Source organism: Streptomyces sp. NBC_00252, from assembly GCF_036187565.1.
Classification (GTDB): domain Bacteria; phylum Actinomycetota; class Actinomycetes; order Streptomycetales; family Streptomycetaceae; genus Streptomyces.
Genome location: NZ_CP108087.1, coordinates 1,429,867 through 1,455,753 on the forward strand (window position 1 = coordinate 1,429,867; position 25,887 = coordinate 1,455,753).

Genomic DNA, 25,887 nt, shown 5'->3' on the forward strand with positions numbered 1-25,887 from the left:
GCACGGCCTCGCTCGCCCGGCCCCCGCCGCCCGCGTGGCGGAACGCGTGACCTCCATTACCCGAACGTCCGAGGAGGCGTAGGTGAAGATCGGCGTGCAGAGCCAGGACGTGCTGTCCGTACAGGACACGCACGGCCAGGTACAGACGAAGCCGGTGCCGCCGCACCTGGAGCACGGCGTGCTCATCGGCACCGGAACAGCCCCCAGCCACCACGGTGAACTGCTCCAGGGGGTGTTCGAGGACGACGGCAGACTCCGCCGTGGTCTGGTGACGCTGCCCTGCCCGCTGTTCGCCAGCAACGCGACCGTGCGGCTGAGCCGTTGGGAGCCGGAACTCACGGTCACCCCGCGGTGGAAGACGAAGGCCCTCGACGCCGCCCGCACCACCCTGCAGGTGCTCGGCATGGGCGACTACGGCGGGGAGCTGGAGATGCGGGGCGACGTCGCCGTCGGCCGCGGCCTCGGCTCGTCGACCAGCGACGTGACCGCGGCGATCCTGGCGGTGCTGGCCGCGGCCGGCCGCAACCTCGCGCCGGAGCGGATCGCCCGGATCGCGGTCGCCGCCGAGGCGGCCACCGACCCCCTGATCTACTTCGACCGGATGCTGCTCTTCGCCCACCGCGAGGGTGCGGTCATCGAGGACTTCCACCGGCCGGTGCCGCCGCTCACGGTGGTCGGCTTCTCCTCGGCGGACAAGGAGATCGACACCCTGGCACTGCCGCGCGCTCGGTACACCGCCTGGGAGATCGAGTGCTTCCGCGCCCTGCGGGGCCTGATGCGTCGGGCCGTGGCCCGGGGCGACCACCGGGAGCTCGGCCGGATCTCCACCGCGAGCGCCCGCATCAATCAGCGGTTCCTGCCGGTGCCCCGTTTCGACCGGGTGCTGGAGATCGCCGAGGAGACCGAGGCACTGGGCGTGCAGGTGGCCCACAGCGGCACGGTCGCCGCCCTCCTGTTCGCACCCCACCAGCCGGGACTGGAACAGCGCACGGCGCTGGCCGCCCGCCGGCTCGCGGAGCTGCGCATCACCGACCACTGGCGCTACACAGCCGGGAGCGAGACACATGTCGCGTACGCACACCAGTCGTAGGGCGTTCACGAGCGTGGTCGACGGCCACGTCCTGCCCAAGGTCATCCAGGTCGGGCCCAACGTGTACGGGGCCGCCTTCCATCTGATGAAGCTGCTGCCCGCGCAGTTCATCCTCACCAGTGCCATCGAGACCGGCGAGCTCACCGAGGGCACCACGGTCGTGGAGACCACGTCCGGCACCTTCGGGCTCGGGCTGGCGATGGTGTGCCGGCTCAAGGGCATCCCCCTGGTCCTCGTCGGGGACCCGGCGATCGAGCCGCCGCTGCGCCGTCGGCTGAAGGCGCTCGGTGCCCAGGTGAGCATCGTCTCGGGTCCCGAACTGCGCACCCGCGGGGTGCAGCAGGCCCGTCTGGACCGGGTGGCCCGCATCCAGTCCCGGCTCGGCTCCTACTACACCCCCGGCCAGTACGACAATCCGCTGAACCCGGTGTCGTACGGTGCGGTCGCCGAACTCCTGCTGGAGAGCATGGGCACGTTCGACGCGCTGGTCTGCCCGGTCGGCTCGGGCGGATCGTCGTCCGGGATCGGCTCGTTCCTGCGGGCGCTGAACCCGCAGCTGAAGCTGATCGGCGTGGACACGCCCGGCAGCGTGCTCTTCGGCGCGCCGGCCGGTCCCCGGCAGCTGCGAGGTCTCGGCAACGGGCTGATACCGCCGGTCCTGGAGCACACGCTGTTCGACGAGATCCACTGGCTGGACGCGGGGACGGCGTTCACCGCGACGCGGCGGCTGCACGCCGAGCACGCCCTGTACATGGGGCCGACCAGCGGCGCCGCGCACCATGTGGCCCGGTGGTACGCCGAACGGCATCCGGAGCTGCGGGTGATGGCGCTCTTCCCTGACGAGGGCCACCGCTACACCAACACCGTGCACAACGACGTGTGGCTGAGCCGCAACGGCTTCCTGGCCCCGCCGCCTGCGGCGCCGCGCACCCTGGACCACCCCGCCCAGGCCGCCGGCAGCTGGTCCCGGTACTCCTGGCAGCGGCGCACCCGCGACGAGGTCGTCGCCCTCGCGGAAGGAGCGGTCGTATGACCCGGGACGTGTTCGTCCTCGTCGAGAGCAACACCACCGGAACGGGCCGGCTGTTCCCCGCGGCCGCCCGCGCGCTCGGCCTGCACCCGGTACTGCTGGCCGCCGACCCGTCCCGGTACGCGTCGGTCGGCGGCGCCGAGGTGGTCCGCACCGACACCGACGACGTGCGGGCGGTGGTCGAGGCATGCCGCGGCCTGGCCGTCGGGCGGCGGGTCGCGGGTGTCGCCACCAGCTCCGACTACTACGTGGAGACGGCCGCCGCGGCGGCCGTCGCGCTCGGCCTGCCGGCCAACTCCCCCGCCGACCTGGCCGGGGTCCGCGACAAGGGCACCCAGCGGGCCCGGCTCGCCGCGGCCGGGGTCAGGGTGCCCCGGTTCACGGTGGCCGGCACGGTCGATGAGGTCCTGGCCGCGGCGGCGGAGACCGGCTACCCGGTGGTCGTCAAACCGGTCACCGGCAGCGGCAGCCTCGGCGTGCTGCTGTGCGCGGACCCCGAGGAGGCGGCCGACCACGCCCGGGCCCTGTTCTCCCGCGGGTCCGACGAACGCGGCCGGGCCGTGTCGCGCCGGGTCACGGTCGAGGAGTTCGTGCGCGGCGCGGAGTACTCGGCGGAGGTTCTCGACGGCACCGTGGCCGGGATCACCGCCAAGCACCTCGGCGCACAGCCCCTGTTCGTCGAGACCGGGCACGACTTCCCCGCCGCCCTGGCCCCGGCCGCGCGGGAGGCGGTCACCGAGGCGGCCGAGGCGGCCGTACGAGCGCTCGGCATCGGCATCGGCCCCGCCCACGTGGAGCTGCGCCTCGGCCCCGCGGGTCCGGTCCTGATCGAGGTCAACCCGCGGCTGGCGGGCGGCTGGATCCCCCGGCTGGTGCGGGAGGCGACCGGCGCCGACCTGATCCTGGCCACGGTCGCCGCGTTCAGCGGACTCCCGTCCCCGGTGGCCGTGACCGCGGCGCGGGGCGCCGCGATCCGGTTCGTGGTGCCCGCCGGGAGCGGCCGGCTGCGCGGTGTCGACGGGGTGGCGCGGGCCTGCGCGGTCCCGGGCGTGGTCGACGTGGAGATGTACCGGGAGCCGGGCGCGGAGATCACCGTGAGCGGTGACTTCCGCGACCGGATCGGACACGTACTGGCCCGCGGCGCGACCGCCGCCGAGGCCGCCGTCGCCGCCGAGGAGGCCGTGGGCCACATCGCCCCGTCCCTGGTGGCCCGTCAGGGGGTGCCGGCATGACGGACTCAGGCCGCCTGCGCAGCGCCGCGTCCCCCGAGATCCGCCGCATGCTCCTGGAGCGGCGGGACCCACCACGGCTCGCCTGGAAGGCCGAACTCGACCGGATCACCCATGTCGACCTCGCCCATGTCGTGATGCTCGCAGAGCGCCGGATCGTCGCAGCCGAGACCGCGTCCACCCTGCTCGCGGCCATCACCGAACTGCGCGAGGAGGACTACCGGGCACTGGAGACCGTGCCCGCCCCGCGCGGCCTCTACCTGGCCTACGAGTCCCATCTGATCGACATCCTCGGCGACGAGACGGGAGGTGTCCTGCAGACCGGCCGCTCCCGCAACGACCTCGGCGTCACCTGCCTCCAGCTGGCGCTGCGCGAACCGTACCGGCGGCTGTCGGAGGAGCTGGCCGAACTGGGCCGGGTGCTGCTGGAACGCGCCCATGAGCACCGCGAGGTGCTGATGCCCGCCTACACCCACTTCCAGGCGGCCGTGCCGGTCACCTACGGCCACTACCTGCTCGGGCTGGCGCAGGCCTTCGAGCGGGACGCCCGCGCCCTGGCCCAGGCCGGGGAGCTGCTGGAGCGGTGCCCGCTGGGCGCCGGGTCGATCGGCGGGACGACGGTGCCGATCAACCCGGGGCGCACGGCCAACCTCCTGGGTTTCGGCGAGCCGGTGCGCAACTCGGTGGACGCCATCGCCACCCGGGACACCGCGCTGCGGCTGCTGTCGACGGCCGTGGTCCTCGGCGTCACCCTCGACCGGGCCGCGCTGGATCTGTTGATGTGGTCGAGCGCGGAATTCGGGCTGGTGACGATCCCCGACGGGCTGGTCGGGTCCAGCTCGATGATGCCGCAGAAGCGCAACGCGTTCGTCCTGGAGCACGTGCAGGGGAAGTCGGCCGCCGCCCTCGGCGGGCTGATGGCCGCGGCGAGCGCGATGCGGGGTACTCCGTTCACCAACTCCATCGCGGTCGGCACCGAGGCGATGACCCATGTGATGCCGGCGCTGGACGCGACGATCGACGCGGTGAAGATCCTGCGGCTGGCCTACGACGGGGCCCGGCCCGTGCCCGGGGCCATGGCGGACCGGGCGACGGCGGGGCTGACCCACGCGACCGCCACCGCGGAGCTGCTGGTGCGCCAGGGGGTGCCGTTCCGACGGGCCCATCACCAGGTCGGGGAGGCCGCCCTCGCCGTCGTGGAGGGACGGACCGACTCGCTCGGCGCGGCCCTGGAGGCGAACGGCCACCTGCCGGCCGGCGGGTCCGCGGACCTGAGGCCGGAGGCCGTGTGGTGGGCGGCGGAGTTCGGCGGCGGCCCCGGTCCGGCCTCGTTCCGCCGCTGCCACGAGCCGCTCACCCTGCGCTGGGAGGAACACCGCGCCCGGCTGACCAAGGAGACCGCCCGCTGGGGCGAGGCCGACGAGCGCCTGTGGACCGCCGTGTCGCAGGTGCACAGCAGGACGCGGCACACCGCCGCGGTCGCCGCACCCGATTCCGAGGAGGACTTCCATGACGAGCACTGACCGCGGCGCCGCCCCGGCACCCGTCGTCGAACTGCGCAGCGACACCTTCACCCTGCCGACACCTCGGATGCTGGCGGAGATGACCAGGGCACCGCTCGGCGACGACGTCTACGGCGAGGACCCCACCGCGCGTGAGCTGGAGGAGCTGGCCGCCCGGCTGCTGGGCATGGAGGACGCCTGCTTCATGCCGAGCGGCACCATGGGCAACCTGGCGGCTCTGCTGGCCCACTGCCCGCGCGGCACCAAGGCCCTCGCGGGAGCCGAGTCCGACATCTACGTCTACGAGGCCGGCGGTGCCTCCTACTGCGGCGGCGTGATCGTCGAGCCGGTGCCCAACCGGACCGACGGGACCATGGCGCTCGCCGACCTCGAGGCCGGCTTCCCGGAGGATCCCGAGGACCCGCAGTTCGCGCTGCCCGCCGTGCTCTGCGTGGAGAACCCGCAGAACCGCTGCGGGGGGCGGGTACTGCCGCTGGAGTACCTGGCGAAGGTCCGGGCGCTGGCCCGCTCCCGAGGGGTGGCGGTGCATCTGGACGGGGCCCGTCTCTTCAACGCCGCGCTCGTTCTCGGTGTGCCGGTGCACGTCATCGCCGGTTACGCGGACTCGGTGCAGTTCTGTCTGTCGAAGGGGCTGTCCGCGCCGGTCGGCTCGATGGTCGCGGGCAGCGCGGAGTTCGTCCGGTCGGTCCGGCGCATCCGCAAGATGCTCGGCGGCGGCATGCGGCAGGCCGGGGTGCTGGCCGCGGCCGGGCTGGTCGCGCTGCGCGAGATGACGCTGCGCCTCGGCGACGACCACGCCACCGCGCGCCGGCTGGCCGAGGGACTGGCCGCGCTGCCCGGGGTGGTGGTGGAGCCGGTCGAGACCAACATGGTCTTCTTCCGGATCGACGCTCCCGGTCTGACCCAGGCCCGGTTCATCGAGCGGGCCTGGGAGGACGGCGTACGCCTCGCCGAGCTGGGCCACGGCCGCATCCGGGCCGTCACCCACGCGGGGGTGGACGACGCCGACGTCGATCGCGCGCTGGCGGTCTTCCAGGAGCTCCTGCTGCCGCGGACCGCCGCCGCCTGACCCTTTCCACGACCCCGCCCGTCATGTGCCGACGACCTCCTTCCCACCGACCGCTCCACGCCTCATCCGCACCACCGCAACCACCCGCTCCATCCACTCCACCCGTACGAACCCATCCCTGAAACCGTTCCACCACACGATCGGAGAACCGTCATGCAGCAGAACTCCCAGCAGTGGCTCGTCGTCGTCAACGACGAGGAGCAGTACTCCGTCTGGGCCGCCGACCGGGACATCCCGCAGGGCTGGCGCGCGGTCGGCGTCAGCGGTCCGAAGGAGAACTGCCTCGACCACATCGAGCGCACCTGGACCGACATGCGCCCGCTGAGCCTGCGCTCCGCCACCGCCGCCTGACATCGGAACGGGGGTGCCGGCAGACCTCGGTCCGCCGGCACCCCCGTTCCGCACCCGACCACCAGGACCAGGACACAGGCCCGGAAAGGACTTCACGGATGACGACGGCCCAGCCGCTCATGCCCCGCACGGCCGACGCATGGGGGCAGCTCCTGCTCGACTGCCACACCGCGGGGCTGCCGCGGGACACCTACTTCGAGATCTGTGAACGCGACGACGGATACATCAGCGGCTACGACGCCGTAGGCTTCTTCGCGAGCCCCGACGCCTGGCCCGAGCTGGACCGCTGGGCCTTCGCCCGGTTCCGCGGCCAGGTCCTGGACATCGGGGTCGGGGCGGGCCGGTTCGCTGTCCCCCACCAGGACCGCGGCGGCGAGATCGTGGGCCTCGACGTGTCGGCCGACGCGCTCGACGTGTGCCGGCGCCGCGGGCTGGCGGAGACGTTCCTCGGCACCGTCGACGACCTGCCGCAGAACGCCCGGTTCGACACCTTCCTGCTGCTGGGCCGCAACCTCGGCCTGCTGGAGAGCCGGGAGCACGCTCCGCGGCTGCTGAGCACGCTGGCCCGGCTGGCGCGGCCCGGGGCGCGGATCGTCGGGACGGGAATGGACCCGTATCTGCTCGACGGGGCCCAGCACGCCGAGTATCTCGCGGCGAACCAGCGGCAGGGCCGGATGAGCGGCCAGATGCGGCTGCGGCTGCGTCACCGGCTCCTGGTGACGGACTGGTACGACTACTTGTTCGCCTCGCTGCCGGAGCTCGAAGAGCTGACCGAGGGCACCGGCTGGCAGCTGGCCGAGGCCGAATGGCAGGGCGCGGAATACGGTGTCGTCCTCACCCTGACCTGACGCCGGACCGACGAGTGGCGATGGACTGTGACCCGCCGGTGGCACCCGGCGGGTCACAGTCCATCGCCACTCGTCAGCTCTCGCCCACCGCCACCGTGTGGACGCGGCCCTCGGGCCCGATGCGGTGCATCACCGCCGCGCCCCAGCGCCGGGGTTCCCGGCGCGCCTCGGCGTACAGATGGCGGACGTGATTGAGCACGGAGAACCGCGGTTCCTCGCCCCCGGGGCTCTCCGGCCGTACCAGGCCGTAGGTCACCAGGGTGAAGACGATGACGGCGGCGTCCGCGCCGGAGGTCCCGACGGCCGCCGCGGCTTCGGCCACCGACCAGCTGCGGTGGTCGCGCGCGACGGTGGCGAGGAAGGACACCCCGGCCGGGCTGAGCCGGCCCAGGGTGCGGCGCAGGCGGACCATCAGGTCGCGTGCGGGTTCGGCGGTCATGGGCGGGGCGGTCAGGCCGAACGGGCTGCGTTTCACTTCGGCCAGCAGTTCCGCCAGGGCGCGGACCAGGGTCCAGCGGCCGGCGAACTCCAGCGCGCGGGGCAGTCCGTCGAGGCACCGGCACAGTTCCGCGACGACCGCCGCGTCGGACTCGTCCAGCCGGAAGAGGGGGTTGCCGGCGCGGATGTGCTCGCACAGCAGCCGTACGGACGGCACCTGGGCCAGCAGTTCCGGGTCCGACTCGGCGCCGGGGGCGGGCACCGGCAGCGGGGCGAGGCGCAGGACCTGCTCGCCGGACACGCCGCACGGCGAACAGGCGGTGACCAGGATGCGCAGCCGTGGGTGGGCGCTCATCAACGCGCCGAGCCGGCCGGCGTCGCCCGTGGGCTCGGCGTCGTCCAGTACCAGGACCGTCTTCTCCCCCGGTACGCGCCCGGCGAGTTCATCGACCGGTATCTCCTCGCCGCGCCCCCGCCACAGCACCCGGGTGCCGTCGGCCGCGGCACGGCGCACGGCCTCGGCGGCCAGGTGCGACTTCCCGACTCCGCCTATGCCGACCACGGACACCAGCCGTCCGCCCGGCTGGGCCAACAGGTCGGTGAGGGCGGCGACTTCGGCGTCCCGGCCGATCAGCCGACCCCGGACGAGCCACGGCATGGGGCCGCAGCCGCTTTCCCCGGAGTGGTCGGCGGTGCCGGGCCGGCGCCGGACCGCGTCCAGCAGTGTCTCGCGCTGGGCGGGGCCGAGCCGCAGTCCGTCCGCCAGCAGCCGGACCGTGTCCAGCCGGGGGGACAGGACCTTGCCCTGCTCCAGGTTGCGTATGGCGCGCACGCTCACGGTGGTGAGGTCCGCGAGTTGCCGCTGGGTGAGTCCGGCGCGCTGACGGTGGTCTCTCAGCCGGGCCCCTAGGTCCTGCCGGGATCGGATGTCGTTCATGACTTGCTCCGGTGGGCCGTTGCGAGGTGCTGGTGGAACCGGTGGGCGGACGCCGTCCGAGGTGGTCGCCGGGTGCCGTTCGCCGGTGTCGTCCAGGGAGATCGCCGACTGCCGCCGGGTGCTCTTCGGACGCCGACGCGGCCGGGTCGGGCGCTCGCGGTGGCTTCCGCGTCGGCGCCCGGCCCCCGGCCGGCGCGTCGTCAGCTCCAGGGGTTGGTGTTGTCCGTGGAGGAGCCGTCGTCGGCCAGTACGCTCGCCGTCCGCTGCGGGTGCGGCGCGGTCTCGGCCACCGCCGCGCCCAGGAGGGCGGCGGCCGCGGTGACGATGACGACTGCGGCCCTCATGGGCCTCACGACCGGTGCGAAGCTGCTGTTCATGATGGCTTCCTTCCTCTCCGTCAGCCCCCTGCCGGGCTTCTGGAAGGAAAGTTAGGGATCGCTGCAATCACGCCACTTTGCCGTCGCTATCCCTCGCGGATAGCCGCTGTGGCCTGCGGATTCTCGCGTCCGCACCTATCGGGCCGAGGTGCGCGCCTAGGCCGTGAAGGAGGGAACGGCGGCCTGCGCGGCGTACGTCACCTCCTGCTCCCACAGGTGCCAGCACACGCGTTCCAGACCTCGTTTGAGATAGCGCCGGTAGGTGCTGAAGGACAGCGCGAGTTCCCGTGCCACCGCCTGCTGGGTGCTGCCGCCCTTGACGTACGTCCCCCAGACGGCGGCTCGCTGGCCCTTCGCCCGGGGGTCCTGGTCGATGGACTCGATGGCCCGCAGGACGAGCCGGCGCAGGCTCTCCTCCGGGTCGCCGGAGCGCCGGGCGACGAACGCGGCGTGCAGCAGCGGGTTGCCTGCCAGCCGCTCGGGCTGGTGCCAGTCGCGCAGCACATCGTGGACGGCCCGGTCGAAGGCCGCACGGGACAGGACGGTCGTGTGCGGCAGTCCTGTGATGCCGGGTGCGCGCGGACCGAAGAACATGTGGTCGTCGAGCAGATCGCACCATTCGTTCATTCCTGTGGTCCCCCAGTCGTGTCCGAACAACGTGACTCTCTGTGCGGCGAGTTGCGGCGCGGTGGGCAGGCGGCGGAAGTCGGCGTACTCCAGCAGATCGTGGAGGCCGTCACCGCTCCAGGTGTGAAAGGTCCAGGCGAGCCGGTCCTGCACGTGCAGCTCGCGCGTGACGCGGGCGAGCATGCACGCGGAGGCGGCGACGAGTTCGTGCGGGCGACGGCGCAGCAGGGTGAACCGCACCAGGTTCACCCGCTCCCCGGGGCGCAGTTCCCGGTACGACTCGACGTGCTCGCGGACGGCGGCGGCCACCGGGTCGAGGGCGGTCTCCACGGCGTCCCACCGGTCGAAGTTCAGCAGGCACAGCACGCCGACGACCTCGCCGGTGCGGGCGCTGCGGTAGATCCGGAAACCGCGCGGCCTGCGGTGCAGCCAGAAGTCGACGGCGGCCACGCCCTCCGGGCCGAGGCGTTCGCGGGCGAGTTCGCGGACGGCGGGCAGGTCCTCGGCGTCGCAGGTGGTCTCGTACACCGGATCGGCCGCGGTGGCGGTGTGTTCGTCGCGGCCGAGTGCGGGGAAGCGCCGGCCGCGGGTCTGGATGTGGTTGAAGGCCCTCGCCGCTCCGAGCGAGACCGGCTCGGGGCGGGTGCGGATCAGGTTCTGGAAGTGGGCGCGCAGTGCCTTGTGCAGGGACAGGTAGGCGTCGGGTGCGCGCCAGCCGAGATCACGGTCCAGGGCCTCGGCTACGACGGGCAGCAGCCGCAGTCCGGCGGGGCCGCTGGTGGCGTAGGACTGACGGCGCAGCCAGTCGAAGACCTCGTGGGCCTGTTCCGGCAGGAAGGCCCGAAGCAGGTCCTCGGTGGTCTCGGGGACGTGCGCGCAGATGTCGAGGGCCTTGCGGTGCAGGGCGGAGGGGACCGGGTGGACCACCCGGTCCAGGAGTTCGGCGACAGCCTCGGGCTCGGGGCGCCACTCGTCCCCGGGCGGCACGTCCGGGCCCTGGGCGGCGAGGCGGAGGGCGAGGGGGTGGCCTGCGGCGAAGGCCAGCCGGGCGGAGCGGGCGGTGATGCTGCCGGGCGCGGCGTCCTGGAGCAGCCGCCCCGACTCGCCGCGGGACAGGCGGTCCAGGCGTCCGACGCGCAGGGTGTCGGCCCAGGCCGGGTCGGTGCGCCAGCGCAGTCCCGGCGGCTCGCGGCCGGCGAGCACGACCAGGGAGCCGGGCGGCAGTCCGGTGAGGTAGCGATCCCTGAACCAGTCCTCCAGCGGGCCGAGCCGGTCGGCGCCGTCCACGAGGAGCACCGGCCGGCCGGTGCGCGGGACGTCTGCCGCGGCGGCGAACGCCTCCTTGGCGGGTCCGGTGCGTGCCGTGTCCACCTCGACGACGAACCGTCCCCGCAGCCGGGCCTCGACGGCGAACCGGCGCAGCAGCTGGGTCTTGCCGATGCCGCTGGGGCCGTGCAGGGCGAGCACCGGAAGGGTGCCGGGCGGCTGGTCCAGCGCGGCACGGAACCGGGCCAGTTCGCTCTCCCGGCCGATGAAGCGGCGCAGGAACGTCTCTTCTCGGTCGCGGACGGGGGCATCGGCAGCCGGCCGCCGGGGCGCCGGAGCGCTGTGCGGGTTCATGTGGTGACTGCTACCTCTGGTCGGGGTCCACTCCTCGGCACGTACACGGCTACGGTGTCCGCGTCACCGGCTCTCGGCGGCGCCGTCGCCGGTCATCCGGGCGAGCAGCCCGGCGGCCCGGCCCTCCTCCTCGGCCATGCCGAGCCGGCCGAACACCTCGAGAGCGTCGGTGAGCAGGCCGCCGGCCTTCGCGGTGTCGTCACCGAGCAGGGACAGGTCGGCGAGGTCGACGCGTACGGAGGCGGCGCCGGCCTGGTCGAGGATGTCCTCGCGCACGGACAGCGAGCGGGCGAAGTACGAGGCGGCCTCGGTGAGTTCACCGAGGCGGACGTGGACCCGGCCGAGGTCGTGGAGGATGTATCCCTCGCCGATCACATCGCCGTCGTCCCGGACCATGCTGAGGCCTTCGACGAGCGCCTTGCGGGCGTCGGCGGGCTGCCCGCGGTACAGGTGCATCTGACCCGCGCGCTGGAGCACCCGGGCCTGCCCGCCGAGGTATCCGAGGTCGCGCCAGATCTCCAGCGCCTCGTCGAGTTCGGCCTCCACCCGGCTGACGTCGCCGCGCCGCAGGAGGATGACCGCGCGCTGGACGAGGACGGAGGCACGGGCCCAGGGGTCGTCGTCGCCGAAGTCCCGCTCGGCCCGCTCGAACAGGTCCATCGCGGCGGTGTCATGGCCGGCCAGCCGTTCCAGCAGGCCGAGGTCGCGGCGGCACAGCCCGAGCCCCTTGGTGTGGCCGAGTTCCTCGAAGAGTCCGACGGCGGTGGTCAGCGACCGACGGGCCTCGGGCAGGTTACGGCGGTTCAGGTGCAGTGAGCCCAGCGAGGCGAGCAGGGCGGCCTGGCCGAGCAGGTTGCCGCTGCGGCGTACCGCGGTCAGCGCCTTGCGGTGGGTGCGGGCCCAGTGGTCGAGATAGCCGCGGGCCTCGTAGAATGGGGCGAGGTTGACGGCGAGTTCCCAGGCGTAGCCGTCCTCGCCGCCCTGGGCGAGGCTCTCGACGGTCAGGCTGAGGTTCTCGAGTTCGGTGTCGAGCCATTCCAGGGGGCGGCCGAGGACGGTTCCGACATGGTCGGCGGGCGGGTTCCAGCGGACGGCGGGCCCGTCGATGTAGCGGGTGCCGAGGATCCGCCGCTGCGCCTCGCCGACCAGTGCGAGCCAGGCGCCGCCCACCCGGCGGGTCGCGGCCCGCCTCTCGGTCTCGTCCGACTCGACGGCCAGCCGGTCCCGGGCGAACAGGCGGATGATGTCGTGGAAGCCGTAGCGCAGTTCCCCGGTGGCGTCGACACCGGCGACGTCCAGCATCTGCACGTCGACCAGGGATTCCATGAGATCGGACGGGTACGGATAGGCGTCCGGCACGTCGAGCAGGGCGCCGCCGATCCAGCTGGGGAAGGTGGAGCCCTTGGTGAGGCTGAGCAGCCGCAGCAGGGTGCGGTCCCGCTCGGCCAGTCCGTCGTAGGTGAGGGCGAGACTGGCCCGTACGGTCATCTCGCCATGGGTCAGTTCGTCCAGGCGGCGGCGTTCGTCCGCGAGCCGCTGCACCATCGAGGCGAGCGGCCAGTGCGGGCGGGCGGCCAGCCGGGCGGCGATGATGCGCAGGGCGAGCGGCAGACCGCCGACGGCGGCGGCGAGCGCCCTGGCGGCCTCGGGTTCGCCGCCGACCCGGTCGGCACCGACAACGTTGCCGATAAGTTCCAGTGAACCCTGCTCGTCGAGAATGTCCAGAGTGACCCGGTGGGCTCCGGGGAGCGCGGTCAGCCTGGCCCTGGTGGTGACGAGTACCCCGCAGGAGTGGCCGCCGGGCAGCAGCGGGAAGATCTGCTCCTCGCCGACGGCGTCGTCGAGGACGACCAGGATGCGCCGGGTGGCGAGCAGGCTGCGGTAGATCTCGCCCCGCTCCTCCAGGGAGTCCGGGATGGCGGGACCGGGCAGGCCCAGGGCGCGCAGGAACCGGCCGAGGATCTCACGTGGGTCGACCGGGTCGGCCCGGCCGCCGCGCAGCTGGCAGTAGAGCTGACCGTCGGGGAAGTGGGACTCGGCAAGCCGGTGCGCGACCCGGGCCGCGAAGGTGCTCTTGCCGATGCCGGAGCGGCCGGTGACGACCACGATGCCCGGAGCCCGGACCCGCGAGGTGTCCGTGAGGACGCCCTCGACCTCGGCGACGAGTTGCTGGTGGCCTACGAAGTCCGCGGTGTCGACGGGGAGTTGGCGGGGGACGGCGGCGCGGGCCGGGGTGCGGACGTCCTCGTCCGTGGCGGCGTCGGGCCCGGGGTCCGTGGCGGACGCGTCCGGCACCGGCTCGGTGCCGCGCAGGTGGGTGCCGGCCGTGGGCACCAGCCGCAGTGAGGGGTCCTCCGTCAGGACGGCCTGCTCCAGCCGGCGCAGGTCCTCGCCCGGCTGGAGGCCCAGTTCGTCCATGAGCAGGGTGCGGCCCTGCCGGAAGGACTCCAGGGCCTCGGCCTGGCGGCCGGAGCGGTACAGGGCGAGCATCAACTGCCCCCGGAAACGCTCCCGTAAGGGGTTCTCCCCCACCAACCGGGCTATTTCGGCGGTCAGTTGGTGATGGCGGCCGAGCGCGAGTTCCAGTTCGATGAACGACTCGGTGGCCGCGAGGCGTTCCTCGTCGATGTGTTCGGCGATCCGGGCGAGTTCGTCGCTCGGGATGCCGTTCAGACAGGGGCCGCACCACAGGCCGACCGCCGCGCGCAGCAGGGCGGCGGCCTCGGCGGTGCGGCCCTCGCCGCCGAGCACGGCGGCCTCACCGACGGTGCGCCGGAAGACGTTCAGGTCGAGCGCCGCGTCGTCGATCTGGAGGACGTAGCCGGGCGGCCGGGTCTCGATGGTGGCCTCGACGCCGGCGGCCGTCAGGGTCTTGCGCATCCGGGACACGCAGATCTGCACCTGGGTGCGGGCGGTCTCCGGGGGATCCTCGGCCCACAGCAGTCGGATGAGGTGGTCGCGGTTCTGGAGCCGTCCGCTCTCCAGGAGCAGGGCGGCGAGGATGACCTGCTGTCTGCCCGCCGTGACGGGCACCGTGCCCCGGCCGCCGAACACCTTCAGCTCGCCCAGCACTTGAAAGGTGAATCCCACCGCCCGCTCACGCGACTCCAGGCGCACTCCGGCCATGAACCCTCCCCGTCGCACACAGCGGGCCACAGCCCGCCTGACCTCCGAGTCTACGGCCCAAACACGGCTGCCCACCGTCCTGAGCAGTAGCTGAACAGCGGTGACCAGCGGCTGGACCAGGGCCCTGACCGGGGCCGTGACATGACCCGCCCGCCACCGCCCGGGCCGCCACCGGAGCGGCCGCCGTGTCCCGGGGTGGCCAGTGGTGACCACCGTTGCGAACAACGGGTGACCAGGTCACGGGGGCGGGATAACGCGGTGATAGCGGCGGGACAGCGGCCGGCCGGACGATCGCCCGGTGGGAGCCGTCGGCGCAGCCACGCCCGTCCACCGAGAGCGAGAGGTCGGTCATCCAGTGATGAACAGCGACAACTTCCGTATGCCCCAAGCCGGTTCGAAGGTGACGGCAGCCGGTGTGCGGCATGTGATGCTCACCTATCACTACTTGGACATCGGGGACATCGACGGGTATGCCTCCCTGACGGAGCAGAACGTGACGCTGGACCACCCCGGCGCGCCGCCGTACCGGGGCCGGGACGCGGTGCTCAGCGCGCACGCGGCGCAGGCGACCCTGCTCAGGCGGCACGAGTTGGACACCGTCGTGGCCGACGAGGGCCGGGTGGTGGTTCTCGGACGGGTGGTGCGCCAGGCGCCGGGCACCGCCCGGGGGGCGGCGTACGACGTGGACTTCGCGGACGTGTTCACCCTGTCCGGGCAGACCCTGGTCCGGGAGTGCCGGCGCTATTACTACGCGCCCCCGCCGAACGGCCTGCCGACGCACCCGGAGCACCCCGCGGCGGAGTGATCCCCCGGCGGTCCGGGCGACCGCCGACAGCACACGCGTGGGGAAAGATCCGGGGCGGGACGGCCGTGGTGACCGGTTCGCCGACGGCACCGCGGCCCGAGCCGCGCCGCTCCCGGATCCGATCCGCCCGCGGGGCAACCGCCGGACACCGGTGTTCCGGTGCCGGACCGCTTCCCCGCACGGGCGGCGGGCAGTCGCGGGAGCACACGGGGAAGCGTGCGGAACCGGGCCGGCGGAGCGCTGGAGCCGGGTTCGCGTGCCGGCCCGGACAGGACCGCACAGGAGTCGGCGGTCTCCACCGCACGGCGGAGTACTCCCCATGCCACACCACTCCGCGGGCCCCGTTTTCGGCTGTCGCCGCGGTCGTCGACCCTCCGCGGCCTTCTTCGCTTTTCAGTTTATGGCCGAATCCGACCGGCGGACAGTCACGCGATCTCGTGACATACGGCCGGCAAGGTAACGCGGAAACCCCGGACCCGGCACGCGCCACGGCGGGCGGAGGCGCAGGTGGGAGCGGAGCCGGGCGAGGTCACCGGATACGGGCGGCCGGCGGCGGCGAACAGCGGTGCGGCGGAACTCGTCCGGTGAAAGCAATACCGGTCGAGGACCGCGATCGGCCCGGCCCGCTCCGGGTCCATGATCCAGGAAATCAATTCCGTCGGGAGTTGCCCGGCAGGCGTGAAGCGGGAGAATCACCGGACGGCAGAATTCGGGGTACATTCGGCGAAAAGCATATCCGGATCTATTCTCGCATCCCGCACCGTCGCCACCTTTTCGGTCATCTCTCTTTGTTCACAGACCGGTTCGGGAACCCGGCCTCGCGCATTCGACCGCCCTTCGATTCGCGGTCGGAAACTTCCCGACCGCGTGAAGGGCAGCACCGCCCGGAGGATCTTCGCCCGGAGAATCTACGCCCGTAGGCGGTGGCCGCCGGAGATCGTCGGAAGACAACGATGCCTCTACGCGCATAGAAACATGTGTGGAAGATCACTCGAACATGCAGAAAACCCTGCCCGATCGGCTCTGGATTCCGCACCGGCTGTGAAAATACTGAAGGAATGAACGAGCAGAAAAGTTCACCGAGCTCCCCATCCATCGATGAGGACGACATCCTTGTCTATGGCTGGGTTGTCGACGGAGGCAAGGGCCAGGCCGAGCAGGCGGCCTCGGAGCTCGGACTCCCCCAGGAAAGAGCCGCTGCCGCGCTGAAGCGGCTGGCCGTCCTCGGTCTTGTGAGACCTGTACGGAACACGCCGGACGAGGTGGCGGTCGTGGACCCGGACGCGGTGGCAACCACGCTGACCGCGCCGTTGCGGGCCGCCATCCGCCGCCAGGAGGAACAACTCGACCTGATCCACGGGAAGATAGACCGGTTACGCGACCACTTCTTCGCAGGCCGCACCGGCAACCGTGACGACACCGTGGAAGTGATCCCCACGCTGCAGGAAGTCAGGGCCGCCCTGAACCGGGCGTCGGACGAGTGCCGGGAGGAAGTGGTCAGCAGCCAGCCCGGCGGCAGCGGGCGGGTCCCGGAGGCGATGGAGGAGGCTTTGGGCCGCGACCACGCCCTGCTCTCCAGGAACGTGCGCATGCGCACCCTCTACCACCACACGGCCCGCTTCAACGCCCCCAGCCAGGCGTACGTGGCGGCGGCGACGGCGCTCGGTGCCGAGTACCGGACCGCGCACGAACTCATCGGGCGCGTCATCATCTACGACGAGAGCCTCGCCTTCCTCCCCGAACGGACCGGCAGTTGGGGTGCGGTGGCGGTGCGCGAACCCACCATCGTGGGCTATCTGCACGCGATCTTCGAACAGCAGTGGATCCGGGCGACCCCGTTCTCGGACGCCGCCCAGGACGGCCTGGAACTGGTGGCCAAGGAGATCCACCAGACCATAGTGGACCTGCTCGCCGCCGGGCTGAAGGACGAGTCGATAGCCCGCCGCCTCGGCATGTCGCTGCGCACCGCCCGTCGGCACATAGCCGACATCATGGAGGAACTCGGCGCCGACAGCCGCTTCCAGGCGGGAGTGCTCGCCGCCCGCGCCCGGCTGACGGAGCATCCGCCGACCGGCGACAACGGCGATAATGACTTGCACGACCCCGCCCGGTAGGCCAAAGTCGCGATCGTGGCAGGTGCCGGCTCCAACTCGGCGGCGCCTGTACGGTGTTGCTCGCCGCAACCCGCGTCGCGCATCACCGGTGTCCTCGCGGTTTTCACCACTCGGGCCCAGCATCCGCCGGGCCCGGGCGCCGGCCTCACGTCCACGCAGTCGCCACCCCCGCGTCCCCACGGTGGTGACACGGCCGGTACGTCCCGCAGTTCCCTCGCGTCACAGCCGCGGGCACACCCCGGACGACGAACGCTCACCGGATCCGGGACCACACCGCGTCGACGGAGCGCTGCCCCCGGAGGGATCCCCCGCAGCTCCTCGTGCGCCCCGAACCGCACGATGGAGACGCGCATGGACACGGCATCGGCCTTCGAGGCCGACCTGGAGACCTTCCTCACCGACATGGTGTGGACGTTCACCACCCACTGCGGCCGCAGCGCTGCCGTGGTCTGGCCGCGCGGTGAGGACACCGTCGTCCCGGCCCTGATCGCGGCCCACGAGCAGCACGGCTCGGCACGGCGAGACCTGGCGCTCGACTTCGCCGAACGCCTCGGCACGCTGGTCGAGCACAGGACCCGCGCCCGCTACCGCACGGTCGCGGCCGGGGACAGCACCGAAGGGACGCCGGTCGCGGCCGACACCTTCCTGCTTCCCCTACGAGGTGCGGTCGAGGCGCGTCTCACCCCGCTCGGGTCGGACTGGCCCGCCGGAGTCTGCGGGCTGAGGCACCGGCTCCGGGCGGGCGAGGTCCTCTTCCTCCCGGCGGGGTTCAACTGTGCGCTGTCCACGCGCAGTCAGGCACTCGTGCTGGAACTGACCCTCTCGCGGCGGGAACCCGACCAGGTGACGACGGACCGCAGTTCGCCGGTGTGACGGACGCCGGAGGAATCCGGCAGCCGGTGCCGGTCCGGACCCGGGTGCGTCTCCGTCAGGGCGACGGTGGCATCCGGTCCCTCCGGCGTCGCGCGGTCGCCAGGACTCCCGGGCGGGGTCCCGGGGCATGCGGGACCGCACAGGCAGGGGCACACGGACAGGGGGCGCGCCTGCGTGGACCACGGTGACGTCGCCGGTCACGGGGGCCGGACGGTCCCGGGCGGCGCGGCGCGGTGCGGGTGCGGCCCGGCACCGGTCAGTCCCGGCCACCGGGTGCCGGGGTGGCCTGGTCGGCCAGGGCCCGCATGTCCGGCAGGTCGAAGACGTCCTCCACCTCCAGGTGGAAGCCCCCGGCACGGACGAGCGCGGTCAGCCGGAGCGCGGTCAGGGAGTTGCCGCCCAGGTCGAAGAAGTTCTCCTGGCCGCCGATCGGCCGGTGGAAGCTCTTCTCGGCCGCGGCAAGCACCACGCCCAGCACGGTGTCCGGCACCCCGCCAGCGGCGGAGGCGGTCCGCGGACAGCCTTCGGACACCGGCCCGCCGGCCGGTCCGTCCGCCCCGGCAGCGGCGGCCTCACACACGGTCCGCACGGCGAGCCGGTCCGGCTCGCCGTTGGTCAGCCGCGGCAGAGCGTCCAGGACGACGAGTCGGGCGGGCGGCATCGGCTCCGGGGCCTCGGCCATCAGCCGCCTGCCGGCCTCCGCCGGGTCGAAGGAAGCGGGGCCGACCACCGTGACGGCCGCGGCCAGTCGTGCCCGCTCGGGATCGCCGCCATCCAGCACCACGGCGGCCGCCTCGTCGACGCCCGGCAGGGCCAGCAGCCGCTGCTCGAGTTCGCCGCTCGCCTCGCGGTGACCGCGGATCTTCACCTGATCGTCGTCGCGGTCCCGGAAGTACAGGCGGCCGTCCGGTCCCGAGGACACCGGTTCACCGGTCCGGAAGGCGCGCGCCCCGCCGATCGTCGCCATCGCGGTGAACCGCTGCCGGGTCGCCTCGGGGCGGTTGAGATAACCGGGCGCCACCGAGTCGCCGATGACAAGGAGTTCACCGACGACGCCCTGGGGCACGTCGTGGCCGTGCGGGTCGGTCACCAGCACCCCGCTGTTGGGCAGCGGCCGGCCCAGGGGCACGTCGGCGCCCTCGTCGCCGCGGACCACGTGGTAAGTGGCCCACGCGGTCGCCTCGGTGGGTCCGTACAGGGTGACGAAGACAGTGTCCGGGTAGGCCGCGCGCAACCGTCGCAGGAGCGTGCCGCGCAGCCTGCCGCCGCCCAGTAGCCAGTAGCGAGGTGTGACGTCCCAGCGGCCCAGCGGCCGGCCCTGCTCCCGTGCGGTCAGCAACCGGCCGGCCCGGGCGGGGGTGCACTGGCGGTGCTCGAACGGGCGCCGGTCGGCGGCGTTCTCGCGCGCGTCGGGCGACCGCAGCTGGACGTGCCGGCCGTGGGTCAGCGGCCAGATCATCTCGACGTGGGAGATGCCGAACGACGGCGAGGTCTCGGCCAGCCAGTCGCCCTCCGCGGCGCCGGGCAGGGCCAGTGTCATCGCCCGCAGGAACGCGGCCAGGTTGTGGTGGGTGACGGTCACGCCGCTGGGCCGGCCGGTAGTGCCCGAGGTGTACGTCAGACAGGCGGGCTCGTCCGGTCCTGGACGGTCGCCGGGCCCCGCCGTGGCGCCGTCCGGTCGCGGGGGCAGGGCGTCGGTGGTGAGAACGACGTGGTCGGGCGTCCCGGCCAGGTAGGGCGCACCGGTCCCGCCGGGGGCGCACACCACCAGCGCGGACGCCGAGTCGGCGAGCACGAACCGGTTGCGTCCGGCGGGGCCGCGGGGGTCCACCGGCACATAGCAGAGGCCTTCCTGCCAGATCGCCAGCGCGGTCGCCACCTGCCACGTGTCGTGGCCGCAGGCGGCGGCGACCCGGGTGCCCCGGGGCAGTTCCCGGGACCGCAGCGCGTCCCGCACCCGGGCCGCGGCGGCCATCAACTCCTCGTAGCTCCAAGCGCGTTCGGCGTCGCTGACGGCCGGGGCTCCGGGTGCCCGGGCGGCGGCGCGCTCGACGAGTTCGACGACGGAGGGCGCCGGTGCGCCGGCCGTCGGCGGGTGACCGCCGAGGTTCCGCCGCACCTCGGCGGTGCTCGCGGCGTCCAGCAGCGCGAACTCCCCCACCCTCAGCTCGGGCCGCGCGGGCAGCTCGGTCAGAGCCCGTACGACAGCCGAGGCGAGTTGCGGGGCGGGCGGCCAGGGCACGAGCCCGCTGCGCCAGTCGAAGCGGATCAGCCCCTCCTCGGGGCCGAGCACCACCTCGACACCGAGCGGGGCGCCGGGCTCCCCGGACCGCCGGGCGGCCGGCACGTGCTCGTCGGCGCCGGACTGGAGGGAGTCGTCCCAGACGGCGAGCACCACATCAGGGTGGACGTGGTGGCCGGGGCGGGCGACGCCGTCCGCTCCGGCGAGGTCGCCGGCGGACGCGAACTTGCGGGCGTGCAGGGCCTGCGACTCGGCGCGGACCCGATCGACCAGCTCGCCGAAGGTGTCGGTCGCGGAGCAGGGGACGGTGGTGGGCACGACGTTGACGTAGAGGCCGACGGCATCGAGGCCCACAGCCCTCAGGTCGCGCAGGGTCATCGGCACGCCGACCACAGGGGTGCGGTCCGGCGCCAGCCGGTGCAGCGCGGCCAGGACGGCCGCGTGTGCCACCGGGACGACGGAAGCCCGGGCCCGCCTGGCCGCCAGCCGCAAGGCGGCGACCGTCCCGGGTTCCAGCCGCACCGCGTGGTGCGCGCGCTCCCAGGGGTCCCCGCCAGGTCGGCTCAGCAGCGGCCCGCCCGGGCCGGCCGACCCGCGCGGCGCCCCGTCGCTCGGACGCGGCGGCGGCTCCCGGCGCGATGCCTCCAGCAGCGCCTCCTGAGCGCGCCCGTAGCGGTCGCCGTCGTCCTCGGGCACAGCATCCGAGTGGACGAGGAAGTCCCGGAGCGCCCGGCCGACGAGCAGCACGGCGTGCTCGTCGACGAGGGCGCGGTGGACGCGCAGGGCCAGTACCGGACCGCTGCCGCGCAGGTCGAGACGGGCCGTCAGCAGGACGGGCCCGAACGGCGCGAGACCGTCGGGATGCGGGTGGTCGTCGTGGAGGGTGACCCGGACGGTCTCCTCGGGCAGATCGTCGTAGGCGCGCAGCTCCTGCACGATCCGGTCGGGTGTGTCGTGGAAGCGGACGCGCAGGGCCGTGGCCGAGCGCAGCAGGGCGGTCCAGGCGCGCTGGGCCTCGGCGAGGCCGACCACACCCGCCGCCCCACCGGCTCCCTCGGCGTCCAGCGGGACACGGACGGCCAAGGTGCCGACGCGGTGCCGGTCGGACAGCAGCGAGGCGATCAGCTGGGCCGCCTGATACGGGTTCGCCTCCAGCGTGGGTGCCTGACGCGACGCGGAGTTCATCAGGTCTCCTCGCCGGCCGCCGTGCCGTCGGGCACGGAGCCGGTCGGTCGGTGGGCCGGGTCCAGCCGCCCCTCACGGGACGGCGGCGCCCAGGAGGCGGGGCGGTTGGCCTGCCCCTCACCGTCGGGCAGGCCATCCACCGCGACGGCGGCCGTGTTCGGTGTCATGCGTCGCTCTCCTTCACGACGGTCGTCTCGACTGCGTCGGCCCGTGCCGGAGGCGGTGGCTCGTCGGGCCACGGTGGGGGGACGTCGTGCGCGGCGTCCGGGCGCAGGGCCAGCCGGACGGCCAGCAGCAGCACGGGTACGGCGGTGAGGGCGACCAGCACGGCCGCGGAGGCCCAGCGGGCCGCGAGGCCGAGGGTCAGGAAGACGCCGAGAGCGACGGCCTGGGCGCCAAGACCGGCGATCGAGGTGACCGTGGCCCGCGCGGGTCCCGAGATGGCGTGCTGGAGCCGGGTGCCGGCGACGATCTGGGCCAGTCGCAGGACGCAGTAGAACGCGGCGATGCCGAGGAACCCGGCCGGGCGGCCGGTGAGCGCTCCGGCGGCGAGGGCGGCGCCACCCGCGCCGAGCAGCACCGCCAGCAGGCGGTCGCCGGCCCCGGCCATGCGCCCGCCGACGAAACCGCCCGCCGCCATCGCCGCCCAGGGCAGCAGCAGAAGCAGCGGTACGGCGGCGGCGGGCGTGCCGGCCTCGCGGGCCAGCACGGGAAGGTACTCGTCCACCACGCCGAGGCCGGTGAGGGCCGCGGTCAGCAGGACGGCGGAGCGCACCCGCGGGGTGCCGCGGGCCTCGGCGAGCCCGGCGCGCAGCACGGTCAGATAGCCAGGCGGCTCGGGTTGTGTTTCCGGTCCCGGTCCCGGTCGCGGCTCAGGGGCCGGTGCCGGGCCGGGGGCCCAGCGGCCGAGGCCCAGGGCGGTGGGAACGGCGAGCAGGGTGAACAGGACGGACACCCAGCCGGTCGCGGCGTAGCCCCCGAGCAGGACCAACGGTGTGGCGGCCAGGGAGCTGGCCGCCAGCGAGCACGCCTGGACGGCGGCCATCCGGCTGCTGACCCGGGCGTACTGCCCGGCCCTGCCCTCACCGGCGAGTCCGTCGTAGAGCAGGGACTGGAGCGTCCCGGAGGTGAGGGCGGTGCCCGCACCCCACAGGACGAATCCGGCCGCGAACGAGCCGAGCGAGGGCAGCGCGGTCCACAGGGCGAACCCGGTGCACAGAGCGAGCGCCGCGACGGCCAGCACGCGGTGGCGGGGGAAGCGGTCGGCCAGGGCCCCGGAGGGCACCTCACAGACGAAGGTGGTCAGCGTCCACACCGCGAAGAGAACCGACAGCTCTCCTGTGGAGACCCCGTGCGAGGTCATCAGCAGGGCGTAGACGGCGTTCAGCGGGAGGAGTTCGGTCAGGCCGGTGTACAGGTACACCAGACCGACGCGGAAGGGGCCGGAGGACGGCGGCTGGGGCGAGCGGACCTAATAAGGCATGCAAAGACGCTAGCACGAAGGTGTCCGGCCGACAGGACGGTCGGCTGCGCTCGGCACCGGGGGTCAGTCGGTGCGGCGGATCAGGAACGGGCCGAGGGCCAGCGCGTCCAGGGGGCTGCGGGCGAAGGTGGCGAGGGCGTCGGCGGGAGTCCACACGACCGGCTCGTCACGGCCGTTGAACGAGGTGTTGAGCACGACGGCGTGTCCGGTGTGCTCGGCGACCCGGCCCAGCAGCCGGTGGTAGAGCGGGTCGTCCTCGGCGGTGACGGTCTGCGGGCGGGTGGTGCCGTCGACGTGGATCACGGCGGGCATCGCGGCCCGCCCCGCGTCGGGCACGGGGGTGGTGACGATCATGTAGGGCAGCGGTGTGCCGTCCCCCAGCAGGGCGGGCGCCTCCTCCAACTGCATGCTGGGCGCGAACGGCCGCCACCACTCGCGGTCCTTGACCGTGAGGTTGATGCGGTCTCGTTTGGCCACCGGGAACGGCGCGGTCACGATGGAGCGGTGGCCCAGGGCCCTGGGGCCGCCCTCGCCACGTCCCTGGTGCCAGCCGACGATCTGGCCGCGGCCCAGGAGTCCGGCCACCGTGTCGGCTATGTCCTCGTGCTCGGTGTGGCGGACGCCCTGCTTGTGCAGCACCCGGCGGACGGCGTCGGCGTCCCACTGCTCGCCCCAGGCGAGGGTGCCGGTCATCGGCGTGATGTGCTCGCCGTGCTGGGCGGCCACCCAGCCGGCCGCGCCGAGGCTGACCCCCTGGTCGCCGGCGAGCGGCTGCACAAACAGGTCGCGTACCTCGGGCAGCCGGGCGAGCTTGCCGTTCAGGGTGGCGTTGAAGCCGACACCGCCGGCGACCAGCAGGGTGTCCTGGCCGGTCTCGCGCAGCAGCCGGCGGGCCATGGCGACGACGGAGCGCTCCACGGCCTCCTGGGCGGTGGCCGCGAGGTCCCGGTACTCGTAGGGGTCGCGATCGGTGCGCCGGACGTAGCGGCCGCTCCCCCGGTCGTAGTGGCGGCTGGTGCGGTTGGGCGGCAGCGCGCTGGTCTTCTCCAGGTGGGCGAGCCACAGGCGCAGGGTGTCCGTCTCCTCGTCGGTGCTGCCGGTGGACAGCAGGGTGCGCGGCACCGGTCCGACGGCGTAGCCGTCGTCGAGGAAGCTGAGGCCGCCGCCGAAGGTCAGGTCGCCGGAGGTGCCGTAGGGGGCGAGGCCCATGGTCTTGCCGGCGGCGTCGGCGCCGAGGCCCGCGTACTGGCAGACGGCGGCGTAGAAGTAGCCGAGGGACCAGCCGGGCGGGACGGCCTCCAGCACCTTCAGCTCGCCGCCGACGGCCGAGGCCAGCGTGGCGCTCTCGCACTCGCCCTGGCCGTCGAGGACCAGGACGGCGCCCTGGTCGCGGCCGGAGAAGTAGTAGGCGCTGGCCGCGTGGGCGGTGTGGTGCGGGACGAAGACCAGCTCGGGGTCGCGGCCGCGGGGGAAGTACTCGCGCGGGAACAGGAAGTCCAGCGCCCGCGCGCTGTCGGGGAACCAGTCCAGGCCGCGCCGGGTGAGCAGCGAGGGCATGTCCCAGCCGTGGGCGACGACGTCGATGTCCTCCAGGGCGAAACCGCCCTCCTGAAGGCAGAAGGCGGCGGCGTGCAGCGGGGCCTCGCCGTAGCCGTGCTTGTGCCGGGTGAAGCGTTCCTCCTCGGCGAACGCGACCACTTTCCCGTCGACCAGGAGGCAGGCGGACCCGTCGTGGCTCGCACCCGGCCAGCCATTCACACCAAGAATTCGCATGGCAAGTCATTCCCTTCGTACGGACCGTGCGGCCCGGTAATTGACGGACGACGACCTGTGCGCTAAAAATTAGCAGCGATACCGCGCCGAAGAAATAGGCGCCGGGCTTTTTCCTTCTCTGATGCCGCACCGGGCGGAAACCCGCCGGTCAGCTGGGTCGACTCTGAACCGCTACCCGCTTTTCTGCATGCCTCGAAAACCGCTGGACATTTCCGATTTCCACGCGCGAGAAACCAGAAGAAAGGGCACGCCATGCTTCGTCTGATCATGGATCCGGAAAGCACAGCCGACGCTCCGGAGGGGGCGGACGTCCCGGCCGAGGACTTTCACCAGAGCGCCGGCCGGTTCCGGCTGCTGTCGGGGCGCGGCGATCCCGTACGCCTGCTGCGGGCAGGCCGACCCGGTGGCCGGTGGGCCGCGACGCTGCTGGAGGACGGCGGTCAGGACGGCTGGTTCATGTGGAAGGGACCGGCCGGACTCCCGGACCCGGAACTGCTGTCCGCCCTGCTCACGGGCATAGCCCAGCTCGGCCCCGCCACCTTGGTACTGCTTCCGGAATGGGACTTCCCCGAGGTGCTGGCAGCAGCCGGGTACCAGCCGGGCCCGCCCTACGCCACCGGTCTCGTACCCACCGGCGGCGGCGACGAGGCGATCCTCGCCCGGATGCGCCCGAGCACCCGCAGCCGGGTGCGCCGGGCGCTGCGCAGCGGACTGGAATTCGCCGACGACCCCGGCCGGATCGACGAGTTCTACGATTTCTACGCGCCGGCGATGATCCGCGCCGATTCACCCGACCTCGCCCCCCTCGACCTGCTGCACGATCTGCTGAAGCATGCGTCGGTCCACCTTTTCACCGCGCTGCACGAGGGCCGGGTGGCGGCCGGTTCCATATGCTTCCGCAACAGGAATTCCCTGGAGGCACGTTTTGTGGCCACACACCCGGAACACCGCGTCGACGGCTCGATGAATTTCGTGCATTTCGAGACCATCAGGCGGGCGGCCGCCGAAGGGCTGGAGCATTTCGACCTGAGCGGCATATCCACCGGTGAGGTGGACGAGAAGACGGCCGGGATCAACCGGTTCAAGCTCGGGTTCGGCGGCGAGGTCCTGCACTACCCCACCTACACCCGCTCCGCGGGCTGAGAGG

Annotated in this window: 19 protein-coding genes; 11 read left to right on the forward strand and 8 right to left on the reverse strand. The window is 73.2% G+C overall.

Translation table 11 applies throughout. From position 1 onward, the window contains the following. Positions 1 to 82: 82 nt before the first annotated feature. The 7 genes from OHT77_RS06265 (at position 83) to OHT77_RS06295 (ending at position 7,140) form a co-directional block, all read left to right on the forward strand. Positions 83 to 1,090: a GHMP family kinase ATP-binding protein gene (locus tag OHT77_RS06265; protein ID WP_328826992.1), complete on the forward strand. Its 1,008-nt coding sequence runs from the start codon at positions 83 to 85 to the stop codon at positions 1,088 to 1,090. Further along, positions 1,065 to 2,123 carry a pyridoxal-phosphate dependent enzyme gene (locus OHT77_RS06270; protein WP_328826994.1) on the forward strand — a complete coding sequence of 353 codons (1,059 nt, stop codon included), beginning with the start codon at positions 1,065 to 1,067 and terminating at the stop codon, positions 2,121 to 2,123. The genes OHT77_RS06265 and OHT77_RS06270 overlap by 26 nt, the downstream gene beginning before the upstream one ends. After that, positions 2,120 to 3,352, forward strand: a complete 1,233-nt coding sequence (locus tag OHT77_RS06275; protein ID WP_328826995.1) for an ATP-grasp domain-containing protein — start codon at positions 2,120 to 2,122, stop codon at positions 3,350 to 3,352. The genes OHT77_RS06270 and OHT77_RS06275 overlap by 4 nt, the downstream gene beginning before the upstream one ends. After that, positions 3,349 to 4,872, forward strand: a complete 1,524-nt coding sequence (gene argH, locus OHT77_RS06280; protein WP_328826996.1) for an argininosuccinate lyase — start codon at positions 3,349 to 3,351, stop codon at positions 4,870 to 4,872. The genes OHT77_RS06275 and argH overlap by 4 nt, the downstream gene beginning before the upstream one ends. Further along, positions 4,859 to 5,941, forward strand: coding sequence for a GntG family PLP-dependent aldolase (locus tag OHT77_RS06285; RefSeq protein ID WP_328826997.1), 1,083 nt, complete (start codon positions 4,859 to 4,861; stop codon positions 5,939 to 5,941). Before argH ends, OHT77_RS06285 begins: the two co-directional genes overlap by 14 nt. 153 nt (positions 5,942 to 6,094) lie before the next feature. Next, complete coding sequence (locus OHT77_RS06290; RefSeq protein WP_328826998.1) at positions 6,095 to 6,292, forward strand: MbtH family protein; 198 nt, start codon at positions 6,095 to 6,097, stop codon at positions 6,290 to 6,292. Between the two features lie 98 nt (positions 6,293 to 6,390). Next, on the forward strand, positions 6,391 to 7,140 hold the full coding sequence (locus OHT77_RS06295) for a class I SAM-dependent methyltransferase (RefSeq protein WP_328827000.1): 750 nt from the start codon (positions 6,391 to 6,393) through the stop codon (positions 7,138 to 7,140). A 73-nt stretch (positions 7,141 to 7,213) separates the two neighbouring features. Here the strand turns inward: OHT77_RS06295 and OHT77_RS06300 are convergent, their stop codons facing one another. From OHT77_RS06300 to OHT77_RS06315, 4 genes are all read right to left on the reverse strand, one after another. Continuing rightward, positions 7,214 to 8,515 (reverse strand): helix-turn-helix domain-containing protein, encoded by a 1,302-nt coding sequence (locus tag OHT77_RS06300; RefSeq protein ID WP_328827001.1) that lies wholly within the window; start codon positions 8,513 to 8,515, stop codon positions 7,214 to 7,216. A 200-nt stretch (positions 8,516 to 8,715) separates the two neighbouring features. After that, entirely contained in the window at positions 8,716 to 8,892 is a 177-nt protein-coding gene (locus OHT77_RS06305) for a hypothetical protein (protein WP_328827002.1), read from the reverse strand. Between the two features lie 156 nt (positions 8,893 to 9,048). Then, positions 9,049 to 11,139: an AAA family ATPase gene (locus OHT77_RS06310; RefSeq protein ID WP_328827004.1), complete on the reverse strand. Its 2,091-nt coding sequence runs from the start codon at positions 11,137 to 11,139 to the stop codon at positions 9,049 to 9,051. A gap of 63 nt (positions 11,140 to 11,202) precedes the next feature. Beyond that, a complete protein-coding gene (locus OHT77_RS06315; protein ID WP_328827006.1) occupies positions 11,203 to 14,265 on the reverse strand; it encodes an AfsR/SARP family transcriptional regulator in 3,063 nt (1,020 codons plus the stop codon). A gap of 358 nt (positions 14,266 to 14,623) precedes the next feature. On the opposite strand from OHT77_RS06315, the gene OHT77_RS06320 reads away from it, so the two are divergent. The 3 genes from OHT77_RS06320 (at position 14,624) to OHT77_RS06330 (ending at position 18,057) form a co-directional block, all read left to right on the forward strand. After that, positions 14,624 to 15,070, forward strand: coding sequence for a nuclear transport factor 2 family protein (locus OHT77_RS06320; RefSeq protein ID WP_328827007.1), 447 nt, complete (start codon positions 14,624 to 14,626; stop codon positions 15,068 to 15,070). Positions 15,071 to 16,128: 1,058 nt separating this feature from the next. Then, entirely contained in the window at positions 16,129 to 17,184 is a 1,056-nt protein-coding gene (locus tag OHT77_RS06325; RefSeq protein ID WP_328827008.1) for a helix-turn-helix transcriptional regulator, read from the forward strand. A gap of 351 nt (positions 17,185 to 17,535) precedes the next feature. Next, positions 17,536 to 18,057 carry a hypothetical protein gene (locus OHT77_RS06330; RefSeq protein WP_328827009.1) on the forward strand — a complete coding sequence of 174 codons (522 nt, stop codon included), beginning with the start codon at positions 17,536 to 17,538 and terminating at the stop codon, positions 18,055 to 18,057. Positions 18,058 to 18,313: 256 nt separating this feature from the next. On the opposite strand, the gene OHT77_RS06335 is transcribed toward OHT77_RS06330, so the two are convergent. From OHT77_RS06335 to OHT77_RS06350, 4 genes are all read right to left on the reverse strand, one after another. Beyond that, entirely contained in the window at positions 18,314 to 21,484 is a 3,171-nt protein-coding gene (locus tag OHT77_RS06335) for an AMP-binding protein (protein ID WP_328827010.1), read from the reverse strand. Then, positions 21,484 to 21,651, reverse strand: a complete 168-nt coding sequence (locus OHT77_RS06340; RefSeq protein ID WP_328827011.1) for a hypothetical protein — start codon at positions 21,649 to 21,651, stop codon at positions 21,484 to 21,486. Before OHT77_RS06340 ends, OHT77_RS06335 begins: the two co-directional genes overlap by 1 nt. Beyond that, positions 21,648 to 22,907 (reverse strand): MFS transporter, encoded by a 1,260-nt coding sequence (locus OHT77_RS06345; RefSeq protein ID WP_328827012.1) that lies wholly within the window; start codon positions 22,905 to 22,907, stop codon positions 21,648 to 21,650. The genes OHT77_RS06340 and OHT77_RS06345 overlap by 4 nt, the downstream gene beginning before the upstream one ends. A gap of 123 nt (positions 22,908 to 23,030) precedes the next feature. Beyond that, the gene (locus OHT77_RS06350; RefSeq protein WP_328827013.1) at positions 23,031 to 24,740 is read right to left on the reverse strand and encodes a carbamoyltransferase family protein; all 1,710 of its coding nucleotides are present in this window, start codon (positions 24,738 to 24,740) and stop codon (positions 23,031 to 23,033) included. Between the two features lie 252 nt (positions 24,741 to 24,992). Between OHT77_RS06350 and OHT77_RS06355 the strand changes: the two genes are divergently transcribed. Beyond that, the gene (locus OHT77_RS06355; RefSeq protein ID WP_328827014.1) at positions 24,993 to 25,883 is read left to right on the forward strand and encodes a GNAT family N-acetyltransferase; all 891 of its coding nucleotides are present in this window, start codon (positions 24,993 to 24,995) and stop codon (positions 25,881 to 25,883) included. Positions 25,884 to 25,887 lie beyond the last annotated feature (4 nt).